The sequence below is a fragment of the Nonomuraea sp. NPDC051941 genome (genome assembly GCF_044593615.1).
The window spans coordinates 18,957-43,169 of the sequence record NZ_JBIUCF010000054.1 but is presented as its reverse complement, the minus strand read 5'-3'; the positions used below and the strand labels follow the sequence as shown (position 1 = coordinate 43,169).

Here is a 24,213-nt window from a genome sequence, read left to right as displayed (position 1 = left end):
CTTGTCTGGCGGTTTTGGGATCAATGTCAAGAATGCCCTAGTTTCTCTAGTTCGCTCCCTGTCACTACGATTTCCGCGTGCCTCCTGAGCAACAGAACACGACAGCCGTCTTCGTCAACCAGAGTGGACGGCGTCGAAGGCTGATCATGATCGGCTCGATCGCCGCGAGCGTCCTGGCTCTCGCGCTGCTCGCTGTCGTGCTCGCCGGAATGTTCTCCAGCACCACCCTCTCGGTGAACGGCTGGCCGGGCGACCGCTCAGGAGCCGCGGACGGCACGGCTTCGCCGGACCGCACGCCGACGCCTTCGCCGAAGCGGTCCGAGCAGCCGACCTCCTCCGCGACCCGCCCGGAGACGACACGCCCGCCGTCGCGCCGGCCGACCCCCAGAGCCACCGGCCAGGTCCGGCCGTCGGCGACGTCCGGGCAGACCTCGTCGCAGCAGGCACGGCCCACGCCACGGCCCAGCACGGATCCGGCGCCGAGCGGCGACCCCACCACGGATCCCGCGGCCGATCCCACCGCCGTACCCACGGACAACGAGGCGCCCGGCCAGACCAGGATGCCGCCGGGACTCGATCCGGACCGGACGAAGGGCCCGAAGAAGTGAACGGCCCACAGGAGCACGACAAGCTGGTCTGGCCGGCCGCGCCGCTCCCCGCCTGGCAGGACCACACCGCCCGGCAAGGCGACGATCGGCCGCACGACCCGCCCGCGCCGACCGCGAGACCCCCGGCCGACCCCAAGGGCCACTGGTTCCCGCTCGCCGTCTGCATGCTGCTGGCCGCCGCAGCGCTGGTGCTCAACGGGTACGTGACCAACGTCGGCGGCGAGACGCAGGCGCCCCCGCCCTCCACGGACTCCCCGACTCCGGAGCTGGAGAAGGTCCGGCGCGGCGGCCCCGTCCTCAACATCACGGCGAACGGGCCCGCCAGCGCCCGCCTGCCGGCCAGGACCATCGCGCTGACGTTCGACGACGGCCCCGACCCGGCGTGGACCCCGCAGGTGCTCGACATGCTGAAGAAGTACGGTGCCAAGGCCACCTTCTTCACCGTCGGCTCTAAGGTGGCGCAATACCCCGAGCTGGCGCGGCGCATCGTCGCCGAGGGGCACGAGCTGGGCAACCACACCTACTCGCACGCCGACCTCGCGGCGCTGCCCGCCTGGCGGCTCAAGCTGGAGCTGTCGCTGACGCAGCGGGCGCTGGCCGGGGCGACCGGGCTGCACACGACGCTGGCCCGCCCGCCGTACTCCTCGACCCCCGCGGCGATCTCCGGGCCGCAGTGGGCCGGCATGAAGGCCCTGGCGGCCGAGGGCTACCTCGTCACGCTGACGGACCTCGACACCAAGGACTGGAGCCGCCCCGGGACGGCGAACATCGTGGCGTCCTCGCTGCCGGCCAGAGGCCGGGGCGCCGTCGTCATGATGCACGACTCGGGTGGCGACCGGCGGCAGACCGTCGAGGCCGTCGGGGCCGTCCTGCGGGAGCTGACCGGCAAGGGCTACCGCGCCGTCACGGTGACCAAGGCGCTCGGCATGCCCTCGGCGCACCAGCCGGCCGGCGGCGCGGAACGGTTCGCCGGCTCCGCGCTCAACCTGGCCCAGCGGGCTTCGGGGACGTTCGCCGGCGTGCTGGCATGGGTGCTGCTGGCCGCGGGAGCGCTCACGGTGGGGCGGCTCGGCTTCTTCGCCGTGCTCGCCTGGGTGCACGCGGCCCGCAACAGGGGCGGCAGGCGGCGCAAGGGCCGCGCGCCCGTGTGGTCCGCGCCCCCGCCGGTGACCGTGATCGTGCCCGCCTACAACGAGGCGGCCGGGATCCAGGCGACGGTGCGGTCGCTGGTCGAGACCACCTACCAGGGCCCGCTCGAGATCCTCGTCGTCGACGACGGCTCGACCGACGGCACCGCCGAGCTGGCGCAGGCGCTGGGGCTGCCCGGCGTACGGGTGATCCGCCGGCCCAACGGCGGCAAGCCGGCCGCGCTCAACACCGGCATCGCCCAGGCCGCCCATGAGCTGCTCGTCATGGTGGACGGCGACACCGTCTTCGAACCCGCCACGATCGGCCACCTGGTCCGCCAGCTCGCCGACCCCGCGGTCGGCGCGGTGAGCGGCAACACCAAGGTCGGCAACCGGCGCGGCATGATCGGGCGCTGGCAGCACATCGAGTACGTCATCGGCTTCAACCTCGATCGGCGCGCCTTCGAGCTGCTCGACTGCATGGCCACCGTGCCCGGCGCGATCGGGGCGTTCCGGCGTTCGGCGCTCGTGGCCCTGGGCGGGGTGAGCACGGAGACGCTGGCGGAGGACACCGACCTCACCATGGCACTGTGCCGGGCCGGATGGCGCGTGGTCTACGAGGAGAAGGCCCTGGCCTGGACCGAGGCCCCGACCTCGCTCGGCCAGCTGTGGAAGCAGCGCTACCGCTGGTGCTACGGCACCGTGCAGGCGATGTGGAAGCATCGGCGAGCCGTCCTCGAACCAGGCCCGTTCGGCCGCCGCTGCCTCGGCTACCTGACGCTGTTCCAGGTGCTGCTGCCCTTGCTGGCCCCCGTCGTCGACCTCATGGCGATCTACAACACGGTTCTGGGCGATCCGCTCCCGGTCGTCGCGGTATGGGCCGGTTTCGTGGTGGTGCAGGCGCTGACTGGCTGGTACGCGCTCCGCCTGGACGGAGAACGCGCCTCCGCGCTCTGGGTGCTGCCGCTCCAGCAGTTCGTCTACCGCCAGCTCATGTACCTCGTGGTCATCCAGTCCCTGGCGACGGCCCTGCTGGGCGTGCGGCTGCGCTGGCACACCGTACGGCGGGAGGGCACGTTCAGCGACTCCGGGCCCGCGGCGCCCGCCCCGCACGGGATCGACGGCGCCGAGCGGTTCGCGGACGCGAGGTGAGACACGTCAGGCGGTGTGCGGCAGGGGTTCGAGCATGCGGTGCGGGCGCCGTAGGGCGCGGCTGACGGGGTCGTCCCGGAGGAGGTCGGCGTCGGGGCCGGGGCGTACCTCGATCTCGGTCAGCTCGGGACGGACGCCGCAGGCCGGGCACATGCCGTAGCCGTCGATCCTGGTGTCGCAGGGCACGTGGCAGAAGATCCGCCGCGGCTTGCCCGACAGGTGGCGTTCGCCCCAGCTGCTCAGGGCGAGGGCGGCCGGCCAGAGCTCCTGCCCCATCTCGGTCAGGACGTACTCCTCGCGCGGCGGCGACTCCTGGTAGCGGTGGCGGCGCAGGACCCCGGCGTCCACGAGCGTGGTGAGGCGCTGGGACAGCACGGCCCGCGGGATGTCCAGGTGGGCCAGGAAGTCGCCGTAGCGGCGCACGCCGTACAGGGCGTCGCGGACGACGAGCATCGTCCAGCGCTCGCCGACCAGCTCCAGGGAGCGGGCGAGCGAGCAGTCCTGGCCGTCGTAGTTCTTGCCGAGCGCCATGACCCCCAGGGTAATTCATTCATTGAACCTTGGCGTGTTAGCGTGTGCCTCCATAGTTCAATGAATGAACCAAGGAGACGCCGTGACACTCACCCGATCGGCTCCCGCCCCGACGACCCCGCACGCGGCGGGCACGGTGGCCGTGGCGGCCTGCGCCGCCGCGCTGCTCGCATTGGTCAACTACACGGTGCCGATGGTCACGCTGTCCCAGGCCGCCGCCGACCTCGGCTCGGGCCCCACCGGTCCCGCCTGGATGCTGAACTCGATCTCGCTCGGCCTGTCCGCGCTCCTGCTGGTCGCGGGCGGGCTCGCCGACGACCACGGGCGCAGGCGCGCCTACGTCGCCGGCACCTGGGCGCTGGCCGCCGGAGCCCTGCTTTCGGCGCTCTCCGTGAACACCGCGATGTTCGTCGTGGCCAGGCTGGTGCAGGGCGGAGCGAGCGCGGCCATGCTGGCGGGCAGCCTGGGCATGCTCGGCCACGCCTACCCGGGCGGCCCGGACCGCGTCCGGGTGACCGGCCGCTACGGCGCGATGCTGGGGCTGGGCATCGCCCTGGGGCCGCTGCTGTCCGGCTCGATCGCCGCCGCCTGGAGCTGGCGCGGCGTGCACGTCCTGATCGCCGTCGCCGGCGCGGTCCTGGCCGTGGCGGCCGGCCGGGTGCTGCCGGAGTCGCGCAGCGATCGCCGCCGCCCGCACGACCTGCCCGGCGCGATCACCCTGGCGCTCGGCACCGCCGCGCTGCTCGCCGGGGTCACCGAGGGCCGGCTGGGCTGGAACCGGCCCGTCGTGTACGCGTCGTTCGCCGCGGCGGTCGTGCTGCTGGCCGCGTTCACACTGATCGAGAACCGCCGCCGCGAGCCCCTCATCGAGCTCGGCCTGCTGCGCCGCCCGCTCTTCCTGGTGGCCACCTCGGGCGCGTTCGTCACCGGGATCGCCGTCATCGGGATGATGAGCTACCTGCCGACCGTGCTCCAGGTGACCCGCTCGCTCACCCCGCTCACCAGCGCCGTGCTGTTCTCGCTGTGGTCGGGCATGTCGTTCCTGGCCTCCCTGCTGGCCCGGCACCTGCGCGTCCACTCGGGCGTCCGCCTCGCGCTCGGCCTGCTCCTGTCCGCCGCCGGAGCCCTGCTCACGCTCGGGGTCGCGGACGCCGCCCCCTGGACGCGGGTCGTCGCCGGCCTGGTGGTGGGCGGCGTCGGCAGCGGGCTCATCAACGCCTCGCTGACCCATCTGGCCATCGAGAGCGTTCCGCTCGCCCGGGCGAGCATGGGGTCGGGCGCCAACAACACCGCCCGGTACGTCGGCTCCTCCCTGGGCGTGGCCGCCATGGCCACCACGATCGGCTCGCTCGGCTGGCAGCACGGCACCGACGTCACCACGATCGCCTACGCCGCCATCGCCGCCCTCGCCGCCGCCCTCACCCTCGGCCGCTCCCGCACATGAGCGCGTCGCGCCGTCAGACCGTGGTGGGCTCAGGGGAGGTCGCGCCGTCGGATCGTGGCGGGCTCAGGGGACGAGGACCAGGCGGCCGCGCAGGCCGCCCTTGGCCAGGCGGCGGTGGGCGGCGGCGACCTGGTCCAAGGGCAGCGCCTCGGCCACGCGGAGGGTGAGGGAGCCGGCCTCGACCAGCGCGACCAGGTCCGCGAGGCGGGCGCCGTCGGCGCGGATCCAGTGGTCGAACACCTGGGTGCCGCGCAACGGCAGCGGCGCCCCGCCCGCGACCAGCGCGGCGAAGAGGCCGCCCGAGCGGACGGCGTCCAGGGCCGCCGCCCCGGTCACCGCGGCGTCGAGCGCCCCGTCCACGCCGCCCGGCACGAGAGCGCGTACGGCCTCGCCCAGCCGCGCCGTACGCGGCACGAACCACTCGGCGCCGAGCCCGCGCACCAGCGGCTCGTCCTCGGCGCCGGCCACCGCGACCACCCGCAGCCCGCGCGCGGCGGCCAGCTGCACGGCGAACCCGCCCACGGCCCCGGCCGCGCCGGTGACTAGCAGCGTCCGCCCGGCGGCCGGCTCCAGCCGGTCGAGCGCCTGCACCGCGGTGAGCCCGTTGAGCGGCAACGTCGCGGCCTCCACCGCCGAATGTCCCGACGGCGCGCGGGTGACCGCGTCCGCGTCGAGGACCACGTACTCGGCCTGGGCGCCGAGCGGCACGTCGAGGCGGTCCGACAGGCCGATCACCCGCTCGCCCGGCACGACACCGGTCACGCCGGGGCCCACCGCGTCCACGATTCCGGCCACGTCCCAGCCGATGCCGATCACGTCCCGGGCCGGCAGCAGGCCCGCCTCGCTGAGAGCCCCGGACCGGGTGGCCAGGTCGACGGGATTGACCGTCGCCGCCTCGACCCGGACGCGGACCTGCCGCTCCCGGACCGCGGGCACCGGCACGTCCGCGATCTCCAGCACCTCGGGCCCGCCGAAAGCGTGAATGACGACTGCTCGCATCGATAACTCCCTCATCAGGTTTCGCTGCGACAAACCTACGGAGAGCTGCTCTCCATCGGGAAGTACGCACTTCGAGGTGCGTACCGCACGCGGACGAGCGCGGCTCGGATGGCTGCTACGGCCGAGCCGGTACCCTCCAGCACCTGCTGATCATGGTCTGTCCCGGACGCGGCGCGCGATGGCCGGTCACCGCTGAACACGGAGAGTATTCGCCACCGACCCGGTACCCGTATATCCGCAGATCAGCCATCATGTTGGGAAGGGGGTACACGGGTGAGCGTCACCCGTGGTGATACGGGGAGGCCGGAATGAGATGGTGAAACGGCTGTTTCCACGCTCGATCCGGGCGCGGCTGACCACGGTCGCGACACTGGCGGCGGCGGTCGTCTTCACCATCACGGCCGCCATCACGCTCGCCACCGCGCCCGCCAATCTGCGCGGGGCCGTGCAGACCAGACTGGAGCTGGCCGTCCGCCGGGTGGCCGGCGAGCTGGAGTCGGGAGAGTTCCACACGGTGCTGCAGACCCCGTCGCGGGTCCAGCTCCTGCAGGTGGTCTCGGCCCGCGGCAACGTGATCGCGACCAGTCCCGGCGTGAGCAACATCCCGACCCTGATGAGGTTCCGGGCGGACCAGCCCAAAAAGATCTACATGACCGAGCTCACGCTGTCCCCCCATCTCACCGAGCCCGAGGCTCACTACCTGGTCATGGCCCTGAAGGTGAGCTCGCCGATCGGCGTCACCACGGTGTACGGGGCGGCCTCGCTGACCGACGTGGACAAGGCCATCAAGTGGGTGGAAGTCCTGATGTTCCTCGGCATCCCGCTCATCCTGCTGAGCGTGGCCGGCATCGCGTGGGCCGTGGTCGGGGCCGCCCTGCGCCCGGTCGAACGCGTACGGGCCGAGATGGCCGAGATCACCGGCCAGGACCTCAGCAGGCGCGTGCCCGTGCCCGACACCGGCGATGAGATCACCGACCTGGCCACCACCACCAATCACACCCTCGACCGCCTCGAACGCACGGTCGAGACCCAGCGCCGCTTCGTCGCCGACGCCTCCCACGAGCTCCGCAGCCCCATCTCGGCCCTGCGAGCCCAGCTGGAGGTGGCCGGCGCCTATCCCGACGAGACGGACTGGAGGGCCACCGGCGAGCAGGCGCTGGCCGCCGCCGACCGCCTGACCGGCATCATCGACGAGCTGCTGATGCTGGCCCGGCTGGACGCCGGCGCGGTCGGCGAGCGCCGCGTGGTGGACCTGGTCCGCGTGGCTGAGGAGCAGGTCAACCGCCGCGCGGGCGGCCGGGTGCCGATCGTCGCCGACCTGTGCGTCTCGGCGCCGGTCTACGGCTCGCCCCTGCAGCTCGACCGCCTGCTGACCAACCTGCTCGACAACGCCACCCGCCACGCCGCCACCCGGATCGACCTGGAGGTGGCCGTGGACGGCGACAAGGTAACCGTCACGGTGACCGACGACGGTGACGGCATCCCGCCACAGGACCGGGAGCGGGTCTTCGAACGCTTCACCCGCCTGGCCCCCGCCAGGGCCAAGGACAAGGGCGGCAGCGGCCTCGGCCTGGCCCTGTGCCGCGACATCGCCGCGGCCCACGACGGCACGCTCAGCCTCGCCGACCACTCACCCGGCGCCCGCTTCGTGGCCGTCTTCCCGGTGCCCAAGCGCTCCTGACATCGCTGTTCGGAACTTTTCGGAACATGGCGTATTCCTTGTTGGGCCCGGGCACCCGGGCCAAGGTGAAGGTCATCCAGGTTCCCGTACCTCCAGCCATCCGTGCAGAGCACAGGGAAGGAATCACCCCGATGACCGCGACGATCGCAAGACTCGCCGACAACCTGCTCCAGCGCCTGGTCCCGCGCGCCGAGGCCGCGGCGGCCTGCCCCGGGTGCGGCTCCGACTGCCAGACCCGCTGCTGCACCACGGGGGCGCGCGTCATGTACATCACGTGCTGCCCGAGGATCGGCAGCACCGGCTGCAACTGCTACTCCCGAGGCGACTGCTGACCGACGAGGGCGCCTGCCGTCACCCGTGCCCGGCACGCGGTGACGGCCGGGTGAGCCCCGGGCACGCCGGCTCGCCATGATCGTCTCCCGTCTCGACGAGCTCGTGGAGCTCTTCTCGCCCACCCGCAACGAAGGGGAACAGCATGACCGTGCTCGTCGTCGCCGTGGTCCTCGTGGCAGCGCTCTGCCTGCTGGATCTGCTGCTGACGTTCGGGGTGATCAGGCGGCTCAAACAGCACACCGTTCACCTCGAGGACCTGCTGCAGCGCCGCTACCTCGGCCAGGACATGCTGCCGGTCGGCTCGCGGATCGGTGAGTTCGAGGCGGTGACGGCCGACGGGCGGATCGTGTCCGGCGGCACGCTGACCGGCAACACCGTGGTGGCGTTCTTCTCGACGGAGTGCGGGCCGTGCAAGGAGGCGCTGCCGGGCTTCGTGGAGGCGGCGCGGGAGACGCCGGGGCAGGTCCTCGCCGTCGTCGCCGGTGACGCGGAGCGCGCGACCGAGATGGTCGAGCGGCTGGCGCCCGTGTCGCTGGTGGTGGTGGAGGAGATGGGCGGGCCGGTCAGCCGGGCGTTCGAGGCCAACGCCTTCCCCGGGTACTGCGTCGTGGACGCCGAGGGGTACGTGATCGCGACCGGGCCCGACATCATGCGGTCGCCGGTCGTGGCGATCGGGTGAGGTCGACCGCCGGACAGGCCCTGGCGCTGGTGTGGCGGGCCGCCTCCGGCACCCTCCTCGCCTACCTGGCGAGCGTGCTGCTCGCCTCGGCTGTGCCCGTGGTCATGGCATGGCTGACCAAGCTGATCCTGGACGGCCTCGTCACGGGCGGCGTACTCCTGCCGCTCGCGGCGGGCCTGGCCGCGAGCGGGCTGGCGGGGGCGCTCGCCCTGCAGGCGGGGCAGTATCTGCGGGCCGAGCTGGACCGGCGGGCCGGGCTGAGCGCGCGGGCCGGGCTGTTCGCGGCGGTCGAGCGCTGGCGGGGGTTGGCCAGGTTCGAGGACCCGGCCATGCTCGACCGGCTGCGGCTGGCCGAGCAGAGCGCCGCCGCGCCGGGCCGCGTGGTGGACGCGCTGTTCGGCCTCGGACGCGGGGCTGTGACGCTGGCCGGGTTCGTCGGCTCGCTCCTGGTGATCAGTCCCGCGTTCACCGCCGTCGTGATCGGCTCGGCGCTGCCCGCGCTCGTCGCGGAGCTGCGCCTGGCGCGGGGGAGGGCGCGGGTGCAGTGGGAGATCGGCCCGGCCGAACGCCGCGAGCTGTTCTACGGCACCCTGCTCGGCAGCGTGGACGCCGCCAAGGAGATCCGCCTGTTCGGCCTCGGTGGCTTCCTGCGCGGCCGGATGATCGCGGAGCGGCGGTCGGTGGACGCCGTCAAACGCGGCCTGGACCGGCGGGAGCTGGCCGTGCAGAGCGCGCTCGCGGCGCTGTCCACGCTCACCGCCGGAGGAGGGCTGATCTGGGCCGTCGGGAGCGGGATGTCGGTCGGCGACGTGTCGATGTTCATCGCCGCGGTGGCCGGGATCCAGGGCGCGATCGAGGGGCTCGTCGGCTCCACCGGCCAGGCGCACCACCAGCTGCTGATGTTCGGGCACCACGCCGCCGTGCTGCGCGCCGAGCCCGACCTGCCCTCACCTTCGCCGGAGGCGGGCGGGCCGTCGCCGCTGCGGCGCGGCATCGAGCTGCGTGACGTGTGGTTCCGCTACAGCGAGGAGCATCCGTGGGTGCTGAGCGGGGTCAGCCTGTTCATCCCGTACGGCCGGTCCGTCGCGCTGGTCGGCCGGAACGGCGCCGGCAAGAGCACACTGGTCAAGCTGCTGTGCCGGTTCTACGACCCGCAGCGGGGCGCGATCCTGTGGGACGGCGTGGACCTGCGCGACCTCCCCGTCGAGGAGCTGCGCGCCCGGACCGGCGCGGTCTTCCAGGACTTCATGGCGTACGACTTCAGCGCCGCCGACAACATCGCCGTGGGCGACCTGGCGGTGCTGGGCCGGGCGGCCCCGGTCGAGGAGGCGGCGCGGCGGGCCGGGGTCCATGACGTCCTGGCCCGGCTGCCCCGTGGCTACGACACGGCCCTGACCCGCATGTTCTTCGGCGAGAGCGAGGACGGCGAGCAGGAGACGGGCGTGCTGCTGTCGGGCGGGCAGTGGCAGCGGGTGGCCCTGGCCCGCGCCTTCCTGCGCGGCGACCGGGACCTGATGATCCTGGACGAGCCGAGCGCCGGGCTGGACGCCGAGGCCGAGTACGAGGTGCACAGCCGGCTGCGGGAGATCAGGGCGGGCCGCACCAGCGTGCTCGTCTCGCACCGGCTCGGCTCGATCCGGGACGCGGACCTGATCGCGGTGCTGGTCGAGGGGCGGGTGGGGGAGCTGGGGCGGCACGACGAGCTGCTCGCCCGTGGAGGTCTGTACGCGAGCTTGTGGGCGAAGCAGGCCTCGGGATACATCGACGCGGAGGAGCAGCGCATCCCATGATCTTCATTGTCGTCGCGGCCCTCGCGGCCGTGCTCTGGGTGCTCAGGAAGCGGTACCTGGTGGTGACGGTGCGGGGGTACAGCATGCGGCCCTCCTACCTGCCCGGGGAGAAGGTGCTGGTACGGCGGACCGCCGCGGCGAAGGTCCGGCGCGGCCAGACCGTCGTCTTCGAGGCGCCGGGCCGTACGGGGGAGGGGGCGGTGGCGGAGGCCGCGCCGCCGCCTGGCTCCTTTGTCGTGGACGTGGGTCTGCTGATCAAGCGGGTGGTGGCCACGGGCGGCGATCGCGTGGACTTTCCCGTTCCCGGGGCGGGGCCGGTCGTGCCGGAGGGGCATCTGGCCGTGCGGGGCGACAACGTTGACGAATCCTTCGACTCCCGAGATTTCGGATATGTCCCACCAGAGCGGGTGGTGGGCGTCGTGGTGCGCCGCCTCGGACCACCTTAGCCACGCGGGTCGCCTTTGCGCCGGTCACTGCCCGCGCGGGTCGCCGCCTGCGCGGGCCAGGTCGGCGAGCTCGGCGATGACCTGGCGGGCCGCGGCCTCGGTGATCGGGTCGGGGGTCCGGCTCGCCGCCGCCACGATGAGCCGGTAGCCGAGGACGGCCAGCTCCTCTCCCAGCGGCCAGACCGGGTCGTCGGGCCGTGAGGCGGCCGGGGTGCGTACGGACCGGGCGGCGACGCGGCGGTGCGCGTCCAGCCAGGCCGCCGTCTCCTCCGCACGGCAGCCGCAGGCCCTGGTGAAGGCCACGACCAGCTCCCGGCGGGGCAGCCGGTTACGGCCGAACGCCGAGGCCAGCGTGCTGTACGGCAGGAAGTCCCCGGCAGCCGCCGCACGGGCTTCGAGCTGCCGGTACGTCAGCCCCGACCACGCCTTGAGGCTGCGCAGCCCCGCGACGAACTCGGCGGGCGTGCGTAATCCGATGGACGGGATGGCGGCGGCATGGTCGGTCACGGGTGAAAGAGTCGATCAAGGAATGTTGAGCCCGCGTTGAGCATGCGTCGAGCGCCCTCAGTCCGGCCGGTAGTCGCGCATGTAGCGGGAGACCTTCTCGGTGTAGTCGCGCCACCGTTCGGGGATGCCGCCCGCCCGCTTCAGCGGGTCGACGCCGCTGCGGTAGAGGGCGGCGAGCTTCAGCGCCGGGTCGCCGGGCAGGTCCGCGACCCTGGGGCCCAGCGTGCACAGGAACCGGCCCATCGACAGGATCGACAGCTCCGGGCTGAACGGCGGCACGGGCTTCGGACTCTGCAGGCCGCCCGGCTGCCAGTACCAGAGCACCGAGGGGGTCCACCTGGAGATGCCGTACTCGTCCTTCACCGGATCTGACAGGCCGGGGTCGTAGCCGGATTCCGCCTTGAGCATCGCGGCGATCAGGGCCGGGCTGAGTCCGGGCTCCTGGCAGTACGTGCCCGCCTGCACGATCAGCTCGCGGTACTGGCCGGGGATGTCGGAGCCATTCCGCAGCCACCGGCTGGTCGAGCCGCTCGCGGGCGGCGTGCTCGCGGCCGCGCGGGTGCCGCCGGGCTGGTCCGGGCTCTGAGCGAGGTTGACGGCCACGACGGTGACGGCCGCCGCGGCCACGACGGCCGCCGCACCCCCGGCGATCACCCTGCGCCGGCCCTTTTCGGACGGCCGCATATGCGCTTCCCCGCCCGACGAAAGCCCCTGCGCTTCCCCGCCCGACAGCTGCACCTGCGGTTTCCAGCTCGCCGACGGCACGGCGGTGGACGACGACAGGGCCGCGGCGTAGGCGGCGGCGTCGGGCCAGCGGGCCTCCCTGCCGGGATCCAGGGCGCGCATCACGGCGGCGTCGACCGCCTCCGGCACCTCGGGACGCAGCGCGCTCGGCGGCACCCGCTGCTCCGGCTTGGCGGGCACCCTGCCGGTGAGCATGTGGTAGGTCAGCGCGCCCAGGCCGTGGACGTCGGCGCGCGCGTCCGGCGCGCCGTCGAAGTAGAGCTGCTCCGGAGCCTGGTAGCCGGGCGAACCCGCGGGCAGCGTCAGCCCGCTCAGGTGGTCGGTGGACCGCGCGATGCCGAGGTCGGCCACCATCACCCGCTCACCGCCCTCGGGACGCGAGCAGAACAGCACGTTCGACGGCTTCAGGTCGCGGTGGACGACCCCGATGCTGTGCAACACGGACACGCCCTGGCAGATGTCGCGCATCAGGCCGAGCGCCTCGTCGACGGTGAGCGCCCCGCCGGACAGGCGGTCCTCCAGCGTGCCGCGGTCGGCGTAGGTCATCACGAAGTACGGGCGGCCGTCGTCGAGCTCGCCCACGTCGAAGACCTGTACGAGCAGGTGGGAGTCGGCCCTGCGCAGCAGCCGCGCCTCCTGGAGGAAACGCCCGCGCACGTCGGGCTGGCGGGCCCAGTTGTCGGCGAGGATCTTGACGGCCACCGGCGAGCGCAACTCGTCGTCATGGGCCAGATAGACGGAGGCGAACCCCCCGACACCGATGAGCTGCTCGATCCGGTAGCGACCTGCTTGGGACGGAGCCGTCATTCAGCTCATCATCGCCGATCATCGTGGATCCGTCCACGCGCCCTGGTAGCTACCAGGTTACGGAAATGGCCCCGCGCCCCGCAGGATCGACGCGGATACCGACATCGGGAGGAAAAGCATGATGAGTATCCGACGGGCCGCGCTCGCCGCGGCCTTCGGGCTGGCGATCGCGGGGGTCGCCGGCCCGGCTGCGGGGACCGCCACGGCCGCCGCGGGCGACGCCAGCCCGTGCGGGAAGCCGTTCCGGCATGGTAACGACACGGTCCAGAACTGCCCCGACTGGTCGCCGAGCGGGAGCATCCCGGTCTACGAGTCGCCGGCCAAGGGCAAGATCGTCGGCTACATCGATCCGGCGGGGGACGACTGGTACCTGTGCGAGAAGGCCGGGGCGAGCTACACGCTGGGCTCGTACCGGAACTACTGGTGGGCGGCCACCATGGCCGACAACGACAGGTGGGGGTACGTCAGCGAGGTCTACTTCCGCGGGGGCGGCAACGACGAGTCCGACGGCGGCCTGCGGGAGTGCAGGCGCCCGGGTGGCAAGCCGTTGCCCGTATGACCTGGACACCTTCACCGGCACGCGAGTAGGGTCCCGCGGATGCACAGCACCATCTTGATCCAGATGGCGGCGGCGCCTACCGACGACCGGCCGTACTCGCTGGAGCTCGCGCCCGGGGAGCAGGCGCTCTTCGGGCGCGGGGCTCCCGGCTCTCCCGTGGATCTCCGGCTGGACGACGCCGCGGTCTCCCGGCGCGCCGGCGAGATCGTCGCGGTGGGGGACTACTGGTTGCTGTCCAACCTCAGCACGTCGAAGACGTACGTCGTGGAGAACCCGGAAGGGGGCGGGGAGTTCGTCAAGGTGCCGCCGGGGCGGATGGGGGCGCCGATCCCGTTCGAGTTCTCCAGGGTGAGCCTGCCGGCGGTCGACGGCACGGTCTCGTTCCTGGTGTTCGCGCCGCAGCACGTACATGTGCCGCCGCACCGCGCCGACGAGGGCGCGGCCACGCAGGTCGCCTACCCGCTCGACCAGAACGCCAAGTACTTCCGCATCCTGGTGGCGTTGTGCGAGCCGCGCCTGCGCGACCCCTCGACGTCGCGCATACCGACGATCCCCGAGATCGCCGAGAGGCTCCCCGACCTGGAGCTGAGCCGCACCGCCATCGGCTTCCACATCGGCTACCTGGCCGAGAAGAAGCTGCACGTGAAAAGCCCGCAGGGCGGTGAGGGCAAGGCCGACTGGCAGCGTCACGCGCTGGTGTCGCTGGCGCTGAGGTTCGACCTCGTGACCAGCGAGCACCTGGCCCTGCTGCCGGTGCCCGGCTGCTGAGCGTCAGCCCGGCCGGAACGCCCTGACGGCCAGGACGGACGGTACGGGGCGCTCCTGCGGCTCGTACACGCGCCCGACGGCCAGCCCGGCGTCGACGAAGGCGTTCATCAGGTCGGACAGCGGCACGTGGCTCATCCCGACCCGGTCCCGGACCCCGCCCTTGCGCCACCACGGCGAGCGCTTGTGCCACCCCTTGATCCGGTACGTGGGATGGATGATCACCGCGCCGTCCTCGCGGGATTCGATGTGGGGGCCGTTGAAGCACGGGTGCACCCCGTAGAACAGCAACTGGCCGCCCGGGCGCAGGACCCTGGCCGCCTCCCGCAGCAGCCCGGCGAAGTCGGGGATGTCGGTCGAGACCCAGATCGCGGTGACGGTGCCGAACGTGCCCGTGGCGAACGGCAGGGCCGTGGCGTCGCCCTGGAGGAGGGGTGCGGGGTCCCGGCGGCGGGCCAGGCGCAGCTGGTCGGCGGAGCGGTCGAGGCCGATGACGGTCCGGCCGGTGGAGCGGATGGCGTCGAGATAGAGGCCGGTGCCGCAGCCGACGTCCAGGCACGGCCCCTCGCCGGGGCCGAGGAGGTCGACGATGTCCTGCGTGGTGACGTGGGCACTGGAGCCGATGTACTCGTCGTACCAGTCGGCCTGGCCGTCATAACGCGCGGTCATGATCTATTCATACCTGCCGTGGCGGGGCATCAGGGGCGTCCTTGCAAGGGCGGTCAAGGAAAATTACTCGCCAAAGCTATACAAATCGGACTAAAGGCCATAATCTCGACATGCCCCAGCCCGGGGAGCTGGCTGGGGCACCAAAACCTCATGGCGCGTCGGGAAGTACGGCGGGCCGACGTCAGCTATCGCAACACCCTGCCTTGGGGCGCTCGTGCCGCCTGGTTCCCGGCCGGCACGGCGTGTCATGGCGTCGCACCTCCTCGTGAACTGCGGTCAGAAGGTGGCGATCGGGTTGACCGGACTGCCGGACGTGCCGGCGAAGCGGACCGGCGCGACTGCGAGGTGGAAGTCCCACTGGCCGAGCTCGGCGGCCGTCGTCGCGCACGCCTCCAGGTCGCAGTTGTCGAGCATCCACAGACCCATGGCGACGAGGCTCACGGCGTGGACCGGCATCAACACGTCTTCGTACCCCGACGGCTGGACGTCCTGGGGGGTGTCGGCGCCGATCAGCGCGACCTGCCGTTCATGCAGCCACGGCAGGCAGGACGCGTGCCACCCGGCCTGCGTGAAACCGCTGAGGGCACCGCTCTCGTGCCGGGCGCGGCCATGGCCGGTCCGCAGGAGTACCGCGTCGCCGGGTCGCACCCGCACGCCCTGGCGACGCTCGGCCTCCTCGAGATCGTCGGGAAACACACCCTGCCCGGGTTCCAGCCACGGCACATCCCGCACGCTCGCGATGTCCAGCAGGACACCACGCGTGATGATCCCGTTCGCCGCCGCCGTGACGGACGCCCACGCCGATCCGGTTGCGGTGTCGACCAGCGCGTGTGACCGCCCGTTGTACATCGTGCCGTCCCAGAAGATGTGGCACGGCGAGTCGATGTGGGTGAGGGTGTTGCCGTGGAAGGTGATGCCGAGCCGCTCGGAGGAAAAGCCCCAGCGCCGGTCGTTGTGGAATGCGGCCACCGGCATGTTCTCGGCACCCGGCATGTCGGCGGCGCACGGGCACGTCGTCGTCGACCGCTCCATGTCTTGCGGTACGGCGACCTCCCATGCGCACGACACGCTCCTGCCGTGGCGTACGGCCCGTGCCGCCGCCAGGCGGACGTCGTCGGTGATGTGGTTCAGAGTGCCGAGCTCGTCGTCGTCGCCCCACCGTCCCCAGTTCGACAGCGTGTCGAAGTATCCGAGCACGTCGTCCTGTGTGGGCATCGGTCGCTCTGCCGTCATCCCAGCATCGACTCCTCCGGTCACGTGGTTCGAGGCACCGCAGGCAGGGTATCCCGCCCTATGGCCTCGCCGGGGCCGGAGAGACGGTGTGACCTCGATTTGCGTCTGAGGGCGACCCCGACCTCCGAAAGAACCCAGCAGGAAAGATCATCCAGGCGCCGTGACCTCCTCCGCCATGGTGCTCGGCGTCGCCCTCCTCGCGGGTCCGGGCTTCGGATGAAGGGTTACCTTGCCGGAGTGGCTGACAGTCGCTGTGAAGACGGCCAGAAGCCCCCACCAGCCCCGCCCGTCTCAGCACGGAGAGTCCACATCTCGGCTGAAGATCGGCGCTCAGCGGATAGAGCTTGATGAACCCGGCCATCTCACCGCTCCGCCGCCAGGTGCTGGGGGGGACATGACGGCGATGTCGTCACCGAACGAGACGACCAGCCGGCCGCCCGACGCGACGGCGACATGCGACACCGCGCCGGGCAGATCCGCCTGTCGCAGCCGGCGCCCGCTGCCCAGATCCCACATCCGGACGGTTCGATCCGCGCCGCCGGTCACCACGGCGGGGCGGCCGTCCAGTTCGGTCACGGCCACGGCCAGGACCGGTGCCGTGTGCCCGGTCAGGGGGTCTCTGACCAGTTTTCCGCTGTTCAGGTCCCACACCCGGACTGTCTGATCCGCACCGGCGGTCACCGCGACCGGGGCGCCGTCCAGGTCACTGATCGCGACGGCGTTCACGGTTCCACTGTGACCTGCCTCCGGCTGACAGACCGGGCGGCCGCTGGACAGCCACCACACCCGGATCTCGGGTGTGTCGGATCCGTGTCCGGCGGTGACCGCCACGGCGCGGCCTCGAAGCGAGCCGACGGCTGCGGCGGTGACATGGGTGTACCCGCCGCCGCGTCCGGCGACGGCCGTACACATGGAGCCGCTGTCCAGGTACCACACGCGCGCCTGGTTGTGCCGTCCGCCGGTCACCACCACGGGGCGGTCGGTCAGCCGGCCGGTGGCGAGCGCGGTGATCCGGCCGTTGTGGTCCTGTCGGTAGTCCGAGGTGGTGAACGTGATGTCCAGCTCCTGACCCGCAGGCAATCGCAGCAGCCGCGGCACGAACCGCTGATTACAGGTGATCACCGCTACGGGGCCCCCGTGGAAGTCGGCCAGGGCGAGCTGTGTCCGTCCTTCTCCGGTGGGGATGGCGGGGGTCACCGCAGTGCCGTCGGCCAGGTCGGTGACGCACACGTACCCCTCGCCCCACCTGGGGTCGTCGGCGGGGCCGTCGTGGTGGGCCGTGACGATGACCTCGCGGCCGTCGACCTCGCAGACCGTCAGGGCGGTGATGTCGCCCGGCAGGCCGCGCGGCGCTCCGGCGGCTGGTGCGGAGCACGCGGCGGTCAGGTCCCACGCCTGCACCACGGACGAGAGCATGCCGCTGGTGACGGCGATCGGACGGCCGCCGGCCTCGGCCACGCGGATCGCATCAGGTTTTCCGCGCCCTGGAGGCAGGGGAGCGCACAGTGGCTCGCCTGTGGCGAGGTCCAGCATTCGTACGCGCCCGTCGCGGTCGAGGGCGACCACGATCGAGCGGCCGTCGAGTTCGGCGGCGGCGAGCGAACTGCTGCCACGCGCCAGCACGTCCTCGGGCAGCAGTTCGCGAACGAGAGTCCCCTCGCGCAGATCCCGCACTTCGACCGGGCCGTCGTAGCCGCCGGTGACCACGACGGGGCGGCCGTCGAGAGACAAGGCGAGCAGGCTTTCCGGCCGGCCGGAAGTCTCTGTCGGCGCTGCAACCTCCGTCCCGTCGAGGGGATCCCACACACGCACGAAGCCGTCGTAATCACCGGTGACCGCGACCGCGCGGCCGTCCAGGGTCGTCGTGGCGATCGAGACCACCCTCGTGTCGCCGTGCGCCTTGTACGGCGTGCCGAGAGGGCGCTGCGCGAGCAGGTCCCAGACTTTCACCGCCGATCCGCCGGAGATCGCCACCGGACGGCCCGCCACCGTGGTGACGGCCAGCGGATCGCTTACGTGACCTTCGGTGACGAACGGCGAACCGACGCGCTCCCCGGAGCCGACGTCCATCACCCACACGCTCGCCCGTACGAGGTCGTCGACGATGCTGTACCCGCTGACGACCAGCGATCGACGACCGTCGAGCACCACGCTCTCCAGGGCTTCGACTCCTCCGTCGTCGAACACGGGCCTGCCGACGCAGCTGCCCGACGCCAGGTCCCAGGTCCAGCCGTCACGGCCGAAGGCCGCGACCGTCACCACGGCCTGGCCCGGCGACCCGTCGGCCGCCATCGCCCAGACTGCGGCCGGCCCGAGTCTTTCGTGGTCCGGCAGATCGGCCGACCACAGCAGCGCGCCCTTCAGTGACGTGCCAGTCGCCCACTCCACCCGGTACGGAGCGGCCGCGCCGTGCTCGTCCGGCGCCTCGGCGAGCCGCCGCCCCAGATCACCGGCTTGCCACCGGGCGGCGTCCACGGTCAGGACCTGACGGCGCGCGGCGGGAGGCAGGTCACGATGCCGGCCGGCGGACGTGCGGTAGACCGCCGCGGCCAGCCGCGCCTCGGCGCCGTCTGCTCGCGACGCGAGCGCCATCACCTCGTCGGGGTCGGCGTGGATCAGGAAACGCGGATCGTCCAGCGTCTCGTCGGCCGACGCCTGGCCCGAGGCATGTGCCTGGCCGGGGCCGGGTAAGTCATGATCGCCAGTAGACACGACGAGCAGGCTAACACCGGCCCGCGCCGCTGGTGCCCGGATGCGGCGACCACCCCTCGTCCACGACCTCGACGATCGACTCGCCCGGCACCGCGCGCAGCCGAATCACGATCCCTCGCCTTGCCCGTGGCGCGCTTACACCGTCAAGACCCCCTGCGCCCGTGCTGTGCGAGCCGGTCAGCGCACCTTACGCGCCAGAAAAGATCGTCTCGCTTTGACCTGCAAGGAGGTCGTGTCCTCATCAAGGCCGCCGACCCAAGCCGCGACACCCGCTGTACGGCGGTGCCGGAGAACCTCAGGGAGACGATCACCATCGCGATCAAGACCTGCGCCTGCAAGGGGCAGCAATGTCGCGACGAAATCATCTCGCGCTGACGCGCCGACCGATGCCGGGTGAAGGCTGCCCCGAGAGTGAGGGTCAGCCCGCTATGCCCTCCTCCTCACCCGTGGGCTCGGTGCCCGTCATGAGCCCGGCGTTCGTGGTGCCGAACTCGTACAGATAGACCGGCTTCTCCTCGCGCAGCAACTGCAGGATCCCGGTGAGCTGCGACAGGTTGAGATGGATGAAGATCTGGCCCGCGGCCGCGTCGATCACCGGCGGCGCCAGCGGGGTGCCGTCGGGGTAGAAGTAGGCGTAACCCCGGTAGGCGCCGCCCTCGTACAGGTAGATCCCGGTGACGGCGACGCCGGGGCTGAGGTTCGTGGTCGGCCTGGAGGACCAGGCTCGCACGCTGTAGCTGTCGATCGTGTAAGTGGCCATCGTCTCGCTCCTTTCCGCTCCTTAGGAGGGACGCCCACGACGGCTGATACGTGATGCGTGTCCGCATGCGGCCAGGACACGCGGCGCTGGACATCTGTGGCGGTAGCGGCGGCGCGGCGCAGGGCGACCTCGAAGATGCCGACCGCGATGACCTGCCAGCCACGGTGGGCCAGCCACGGCGGGCAGGCTGTGGTGGGCAGGCTGCGGTGAGGCGGCCACGGTGGGCCGGCTCCAGTGGGTTGGGTGCGGTGGGTTGGCTGCGGTGGGCCGCCGGAGCGCGTCGACGCCCTCGCCGCATCCCACGTCGAGTGCCTGGCCCGGCAGGAGATCCTCGGCCCCGGCTACGAGCACGCCGTTGGGTTGGCACTGAGCACCTGGTCACGGCTGCGGTGCATCGTGTCCGACTGCTGGGCGTCCGTGCCGCGTGGACCTTGCGAGGGACGTCGGGGGTGCTCGCGCATTGTGCCCGCTACCGTCCCGACGACCCTCGTTTCCCCTGAACAGGCCCCGCAGACGCATGCGACAAGGGCACCCGAACCCCGGACGTCCCCCTGCCAAGGGGAGCTTCCCGCCGAGCGCCTGATAGAGGCCTTCCTCGGGCCTGCTTCCCTGGACACCACCGCCCCGTACTTCCGCGCCGGTACCGCCGAACAGGCCACCGTCGCCGACCGCATCTCGGGCAACAACAGCCCTTCGGGCCGTACCGCCAGTTCCTGCGCGGTTCCTCCTCGATCCCGAGCCAGGTCACAGGCGATGTGTCAACGTCCCCGGCAGGTGCGGAGCATGTTGAGCAGAGCCTTCTTCTCCTTTCTTGTCACGAAGAGCCGGTAGTGGTGCTTCACGGTGATCCATGAGGTCGCGTAGCGGCACCAGTAGGCGCGGCGCGCCGGACGCCAGCTCTGCGGCCCCTGGCCACCCTTGGCGATGTTGGCGGAGTGGCTGACGACGACCAGTTCTGGTCGGGTGAGGTCGTTGGCGAAAGCGCGCCTGCGTGCCTGGCTCCACCTGCTGGCGCCGGAACGCCAGGCGTACGACAGCGGCACGACGTGGTCGACGTCCACATGCTTCTCGCTCTTCAGCCACTTGCCGTCGTACGGGCTGTACCAGAGGCCCTTGACGGGGTAGCACGTGGCGTTCTTGCGCACGCGTCGCCCGTCGCGGGCCAGCACCGTCTCCCGGGTGTCGCACTTACCCCTGTGGTGCGCCCATCGGGGCAGGAAACGCCGGTGTGCATAGCCGCGGATCGATAACGCCCTGGAGACCTTCAACTGGGACAACATGCGGCGGGCGAGCGCGGCGCCGGCTTCGGCCTGCGGCCGCTTGCGGGTGTCGGCCGAAGCCGGCGGGATGGCGATGATCGGGAGGACCAAGAGGGCAGCGAGCACGGTCACGTGGATTGTCCGCCTCAAAAGGATCATGGTTCCATCCATACCCGCTAACTCCCCGTTGCGGGCGGCGCTACTCAGTGCGTCACGTTCATGTGGCGCGGCGGCACGCTGTGGCCTGCGAGGCTGATCAGTACGGCCCGGTGAGACGGCTTCCAGGACACCTGCGCAGCCCATCACCGCTGAGCGTGCGACTTTCCGGCTGCCGCCCGCCACCGTGCCCAGCACCCCCACGCCGCCCCGAGCGCTCCAGCCAAGGAGGTGCCAGTAGCGCATCAGCCTGGCACGGCGGCTGGTGGAGATCACCAAAGTTCATATCCGTATTCGGGCACTTCTGCGTTGACGGGCACAAGATGGGCAGCCGGGTTCGGGGCGGCCCAGGTGAGGTCCACGGGGGTGTGCCCTCGGTGAGGGCGACGCCGACGCTCCAGCTCGCCCCGCCGAGGACCGGGCTGCGCTGGGTGCTCATCCAGTCAGTTGTAGCCGCGGCGCGAAGAGCCGCACGGCCCTGGAGCCGGCCAGCCGGGACACCGCGTCCCGGCGTGGCGCCAGGGTGCTCACAGGAAGGCGCTGACCTGGGTGGCGAACTCCTCCGGATCGACGATCCGCACGCCCAGGCTCTCGGCCTTGGCCCGCTTGGACCCGGCCTTGTCGCCCGCCACCAGCAGTGATGTCTTGGCCGACACGCTGGAGGACGCCTTGCCGCCCGCGCGCTCGATCAGCTCGTTCATCTGGTTGCGGCTCAGCGCCTCCAGCGCTCCGCTCATCGCGCCGGTCACCACGACGGACATCCCAGCCAGCGGCAGCTCGGACGCGCCGTCGGCCTCCGCGTCACCAGGCTCGGCGGGTGGTGTCCAGCCCGGCTCCGTCATGGAGACGCCGGCCTTGACCAGCTTGTCGATCAGCGGGGCCAGCTCGATCAGCTCGGCCACCACGACCGGGGCCTTCTCCGGGCCGATGCCGTCCACCTGCTGGATCGCCTCGGCGTCGGCGGCGCGAATGGCCTGCATGCTGCCGAAGTGCCTGCCGATGCGGCGGCTCATGGACCGGCCGGTGCCACGCACGCCGAGCGCGCAGAACACCCGGCTGAGCGGCTGGCCCTTGGCCCGATCGAAGGCGGCCAGCAGGTTGTCGGTGCTGGTCTCGCCCATGCGCTCCAGGCCGAGTAACTGATCGCGGGTCAGGAAGAACAGGTCCGCGAAATCGGCGATGAGGCCCGCGTCCAGCATCTGCTTGATGCGGTTCTCGGCCAGGCCCTCGATGTCGAGCTGGTCGCGGCCCACGGCGTAGACGATGGAGGCGATTGCGCGGCACTGGCGCCCGCGCACGCACCGCCACCGCTCCTGCGAGTTGTCGATGGCGTCGCCACAGGACGGGCAGGCCGCCGGGATCTCGATCGGCTGCTCCTCACCCGTGCGCAGATGCACGACCGGCGCTTCGACCCTCGGGATGACGTCGCCCGCCTTGTAGACGGTCACGCTGTCACCGAGCATGAGGCCACGCCGGGCGATGTCGGCGGGATTGTGCAGGGTGGCGTAGGTGACGACGCTGCCATCGAGCTCGACCGGCTCCAGCACGGCGCGTGGGGCGATGATGCCGGTGCGGCCGGTGTTCCACTCTACGGCGAGCAGCTTGGTGATCTTCTCTGTGGCGGGTAGCTTGTAGGCGATGGCCCAGCGGGGCGCTCGGGAGCTGAATCCGGCCTCGGCCTGGTCGGCGGCCAGGTCGCACTTGATCACGATGCCGTCGATGCCGAACGGCAGCTCGGCGCGGACCGCCGCGATCTCCTCCACCCGCTCCTGCACGCGCTCAACGCTGTCGGCCACTATCCCGGCGACCGGCGTGGCGGCGGTGGTCTGCACACCCTGCGCGGCCACCCAGCCCATGATCTGGCTGTGCGGCAGCTCCCGCAGCCGCACCGCCAGTTCAGAGCCGTCGTCGGAAGGTGGCAACACCCCATAAGCGAAGAATGTCAGCTCGCAGACGTACGGCCTGTCCTGGGCACGCAGCGTGCCCGCCGCCGCGCTGCGCGGGTTGGCGAACGTGGTGCCGTCGTGGGCTTGCCGCTTGGCGCAGGCCTCCTCGAACTGGGAGGCGGTCATCATGACCTCGCCGCGCAGCTCCACCGTGACCGGCTCGGCCAGCCGATCGGGCAGTCCGACGATGGTGCCGATGGCGTGCGAGACATCCTCGCCCGCGCTGCCGTCGCCCCGCGTGACCAGCTGGGCCAGGCGGCCATGCCGGTAGCGGGCCGAGATCGCCAGCCCGTCGAGCTTGGGCTCCACGCTCCACGCCGTCACCGGACGGCCCAGCCGGCGCTCCAGCGAGGCCGCCCAGTCGGCGAGCTGCTCGGCGCCGAACACGTTGTCCAGGCTCAGCATCGGCACCGTGTGCGGCACGTCGCCCACCACGGCCCCGCCGGCCACCTTGCCGGTCGGCGAGGACGGCAGCACCGCCTCGGGGTGGGCCTCTTCGTACGCCTGGATGCCCCGCACCAGCCGGTCGTAGGCGTCGTCGTCAAGCGTGGAGGTGCCGTCGGCGTAGTAGGCGGCGGCGGAGTCAACGGCGAGCTGAACGGCCTCGGCGTAGGCCGTGTCATCGGCGAGGACGGTGAAGGGCGGCGTCTCGGTCATGGCACCACCATGCCGGTAGCCACCGACAATTCCGAGACCCAGATCCCTTCCAAACCGGCGATCGGACTGCGGCGCCTCGGACACTGCCCCGACACGGGTCGGCGGCCATGACGACGCAGCGTCCGCCAGGCTACCCCGCCCCCTACACCAGCCCGAAAAAGTCTCCTCATGCACCATGAAGTGGTTTGCGATGGTGACACGGCGCGAGGTCCATCGGTGCTGCGTGGCGACAGGTTCGCGCCCGCCTTGATCGTCGGTTCCATCGACTCACCCGACATGGTGATGGTGAACGTGCCGACAACTCCGCAAAGCCAGTAAGAGGAAGAGGGATAACGCGGTTGTACGTACGCGAATCACCGGGGCATTGCGATTTTCGCATTCAACGCCTGATATCCGGGGCACGGCTCGGCAGATCCGCGCGGCACGACAGCGATCATGGGAGCGAACAGGTCGGCTGCGACGGCGGCCTCGCGGTGCTCGGCCGCAGGTACCGGGGCGCAGGGTGACGGCGGTGATCAAGCCGGTCACGAATTCAACGGCTGGGCGGGCTGCTCGTGACCGTGCATGAGCCTGCCACCGACAGGATCGACCAGCCTGTATCTGGTGCTCGAGTGCGATCTGCCGATGAAGGACTCCGCGTTCACCAGGA

Annotated in this window: 20 protein-coding genes; 10 read left to right on the top strand and 10 right to left on the bottom strand. The window is 71.6% G+C overall.

Annotation, left to right across the window (positions count from 1 at the left end):
* Positions 1–77 precede the first annotated feature (77 nt).
* Positions 78–608 (top strand): hypothetical protein, encoded by a 531-nt coding sequence (locus tag ACIHFD_RS55310; protein WP_397373759.1) that lies wholly within the window; start codon positions 78–80, stop codon positions 606–608.
* Complete coding sequence (locus ACIHFD_RS55305) at positions 605–2,887, top strand: bifunctional polysaccharide deacetylase/glycosyltransferase family 2 protein (RefSeq protein WP_397373758.1); 2,283 nt, start codon at positions 605–607, stop codon at positions 2,885–2,887. The genes ACIHFD_RS55310 and ACIHFD_RS55305 overlap by 4 nt, the downstream gene beginning before the upstream one ends.
* Before the next feature lie 6 nt (positions 2,888–2,893).
* Here ACIHFD_RS55305 and ACIHFD_RS55300 read toward each other — a convergent pair whose 3' ends face one another.
* Complete coding sequence (locus tag ACIHFD_RS55300; protein ID WP_350739386.1) at positions 2,894–3,418, bottom strand: helix-turn-helix domain-containing protein; 525 nt, start codon at positions 3,416–3,418, stop codon at positions 2,894–2,896.
* A gap of 82 nt (positions 3,419–3,500) precedes the next feature.
* On the opposite strand from ACIHFD_RS55300, the gene ACIHFD_RS55295 reads away from it, so the two are divergent.
* Complete coding sequence (locus ACIHFD_RS55295; protein WP_397373757.1) at positions 3,501–4,862, top strand: MFS transporter; 1,362 nt, start codon at positions 3,501–3,503, stop codon at positions 4,860–4,862.
* A gap of 63 nt (positions 4,863–4,925) precedes the next feature.
* Here ACIHFD_RS55295 and ACIHFD_RS55290 read toward each other — a convergent pair whose 3' ends face one another.
* A complete protein-coding gene (locus ACIHFD_RS55290) occupies positions 4,926–5,861 on the bottom strand; it encodes an NADP-dependent oxidoreductase (protein WP_397373756.1) in 936 nt (311 codons plus the stop codon).
* A gap of 313 nt (positions 5,862–6,174) precedes the next feature.
* Between ACIHFD_RS55290 and ACIHFD_RS55285 the strand changes: the two genes are divergently transcribed.
* The 5 genes from ACIHFD_RS55285 (at position 6,175) to ACIHFD_RS55265 (ending at position 10,790) form a co-directional block, all read left to right on the top strand.
* A complete protein-coding gene (locus ACIHFD_RS55285; protein WP_397373755.1) occupies positions 6,175–7,542 on the top strand; it encodes a sensor histidine kinase in 1,368 nt (455 codons plus the stop codon).
* A gap of 131 nt (positions 7,543–7,673) precedes the next feature.
* Entirely contained in the window at positions 7,674–7,874 is a 201-nt protein-coding gene (locus ACIHFD_RS55280; RefSeq protein WP_350739375.1) for a hypothetical protein, read from the top strand.
* Between the two features lie 143 nt (positions 7,875–8,017).
* Positions 8,018–8,554: a TlpA family protein disulfide reductase gene (locus ACIHFD_RS55275; RefSeq protein WP_397373754.1), complete on the top strand. Its 537-nt coding sequence runs from the start codon at positions 8,018–8,020 to the stop codon at positions 8,552–8,554.
* A complete protein-coding gene (locus ACIHFD_RS55270; RefSeq protein WP_397373753.1) occupies positions 8,551–10,344 on the top strand; it encodes an ABC transporter ATP-binding protein in 1,794 nt (597 codons plus the stop codon). The genes ACIHFD_RS55275 and ACIHFD_RS55270 overlap by 4 nt, the downstream gene beginning before the upstream one ends.
* The gene (locus ACIHFD_RS55265; RefSeq protein ID WP_397373752.1) at positions 10,341–10,790 is read left to right on the top strand and encodes a S26 family signal peptidase; all 450 of its coding nucleotides are present in this window, start codon (positions 10,341–10,343) and stop codon (positions 10,788–10,790) included. Before ACIHFD_RS55270 ends, ACIHFD_RS55265 begins: the two co-directional genes overlap by 4 nt.
* Positions 10,791–10,814: 24 nt before the next feature.
* Here the strand turns inward: ACIHFD_RS55265 and ACIHFD_RS55260 are convergent, their stop codons facing one another.
* Positions 10,815–11,297, bottom strand: a complete 483-nt coding sequence (locus ACIHFD_RS55260) for a hypothetical protein (protein ID WP_397373751.1) — start codon at positions 11,295–11,297, stop codon at positions 10,815–10,817.
* Between the two features lie 57 nt (positions 11,298–11,354).
* Positions 11,355–12,848, bottom strand: coding sequence for a serine/threonine-protein kinase (locus ACIHFD_RS55255; RefSeq protein ID WP_397373750.1), 1,494 nt, complete (start codon positions 12,846–12,848; stop codon positions 11,355–11,357).
* Positions 12,849–12,966: 118 nt separating this feature from the next.
* Between ACIHFD_RS55255 and ACIHFD_RS55250 the strand changes: the two genes are divergently transcribed.
* Positions 12,967–13,407, top strand: coding sequence for a hypothetical protein (locus ACIHFD_RS55250; RefSeq protein ID WP_355198021.1), 441 nt, complete (start codon positions 12,967–12,969; stop codon positions 13,405–13,407).
* A gap of 39 nt (positions 13,408–13,446) precedes the next feature.
* Positions 13,447–14,175, top strand: a complete 729-nt coding sequence (locus ACIHFD_RS55245) for a winged helix-turn-helix domain-containing protein (protein ID WP_397373749.1) — start codon at positions 13,447–13,449, stop codon at positions 14,173–14,175.
* A gap of 3 nt (positions 14,176–14,178) precedes the next feature.
* On the opposite strand, the gene ACIHFD_RS55240 is transcribed toward ACIHFD_RS55245, so the two are convergent.
* The 6 genes from ACIHFD_RS55240 to ligA form a co-directional block, all read right to left on the bottom strand.
* Positions 14,179–14,841 carry a class I SAM-dependent methyltransferase gene (locus ACIHFD_RS55240; RefSeq protein WP_363972680.1) on the bottom strand — a complete coding sequence of 221 codons (663 nt, stop codon included), beginning with the start codon at positions 14,839–14,841 and terminating at the stop codon, positions 14,179–14,181.
* Between the two features lie 276 nt (positions 14,842–15,117).
* Entirely contained in the window at positions 15,118–16,074 is a 957-nt protein-coding gene (locus ACIHFD_RS55235; protein ID WP_397373748.1) for a cyclase family protein, read from the bottom strand.
* A 330-nt stretch (positions 16,075–16,404) separates the two neighbouring features.
* On the bottom strand, positions 16,405–18,786 hold the full coding sequence (locus tag ACIHFD_RS55230) for a WD40 repeat domain-containing protein (protein WP_397373747.1): 2,382 nt from the start codon (positions 18,784–18,786) through the stop codon (positions 16,405–16,407).
* Positions 18,787–19,204: 418 nt separating this feature from the next.
* Entirely contained in the window at positions 19,205–19,546 is a 342-nt protein-coding gene (locus tag ACIHFD_RS55225; protein ID WP_397373746.1) for a hypothetical protein, read from the bottom strand.
* A gap of 758 nt (positions 19,547–20,304) precedes the next feature.
* Positions 20,305–20,964 carry an HNH endonuclease family protein gene (locus tag ACIHFD_RS55220; protein ID WP_397373745.1) on the bottom strand — a complete coding sequence of 220 codons (660 nt, stop codon included), beginning with the start codon at positions 20,962–20,964 and terminating at the stop codon, positions 20,305–20,307.
* Between the two features lie 524 nt (positions 20,965–21,488).
* Positions 21,489–23,564, bottom strand: a complete 2,076-nt coding sequence (gene ligA, locus ACIHFD_RS55215) for an NAD-dependent DNA ligase LigA (protein WP_397373744.1) — start codon at positions 23,562–23,564, stop codon at positions 21,489–21,491.
* Positions 23,565–24,213: the final 649 nt, after the last annotated feature.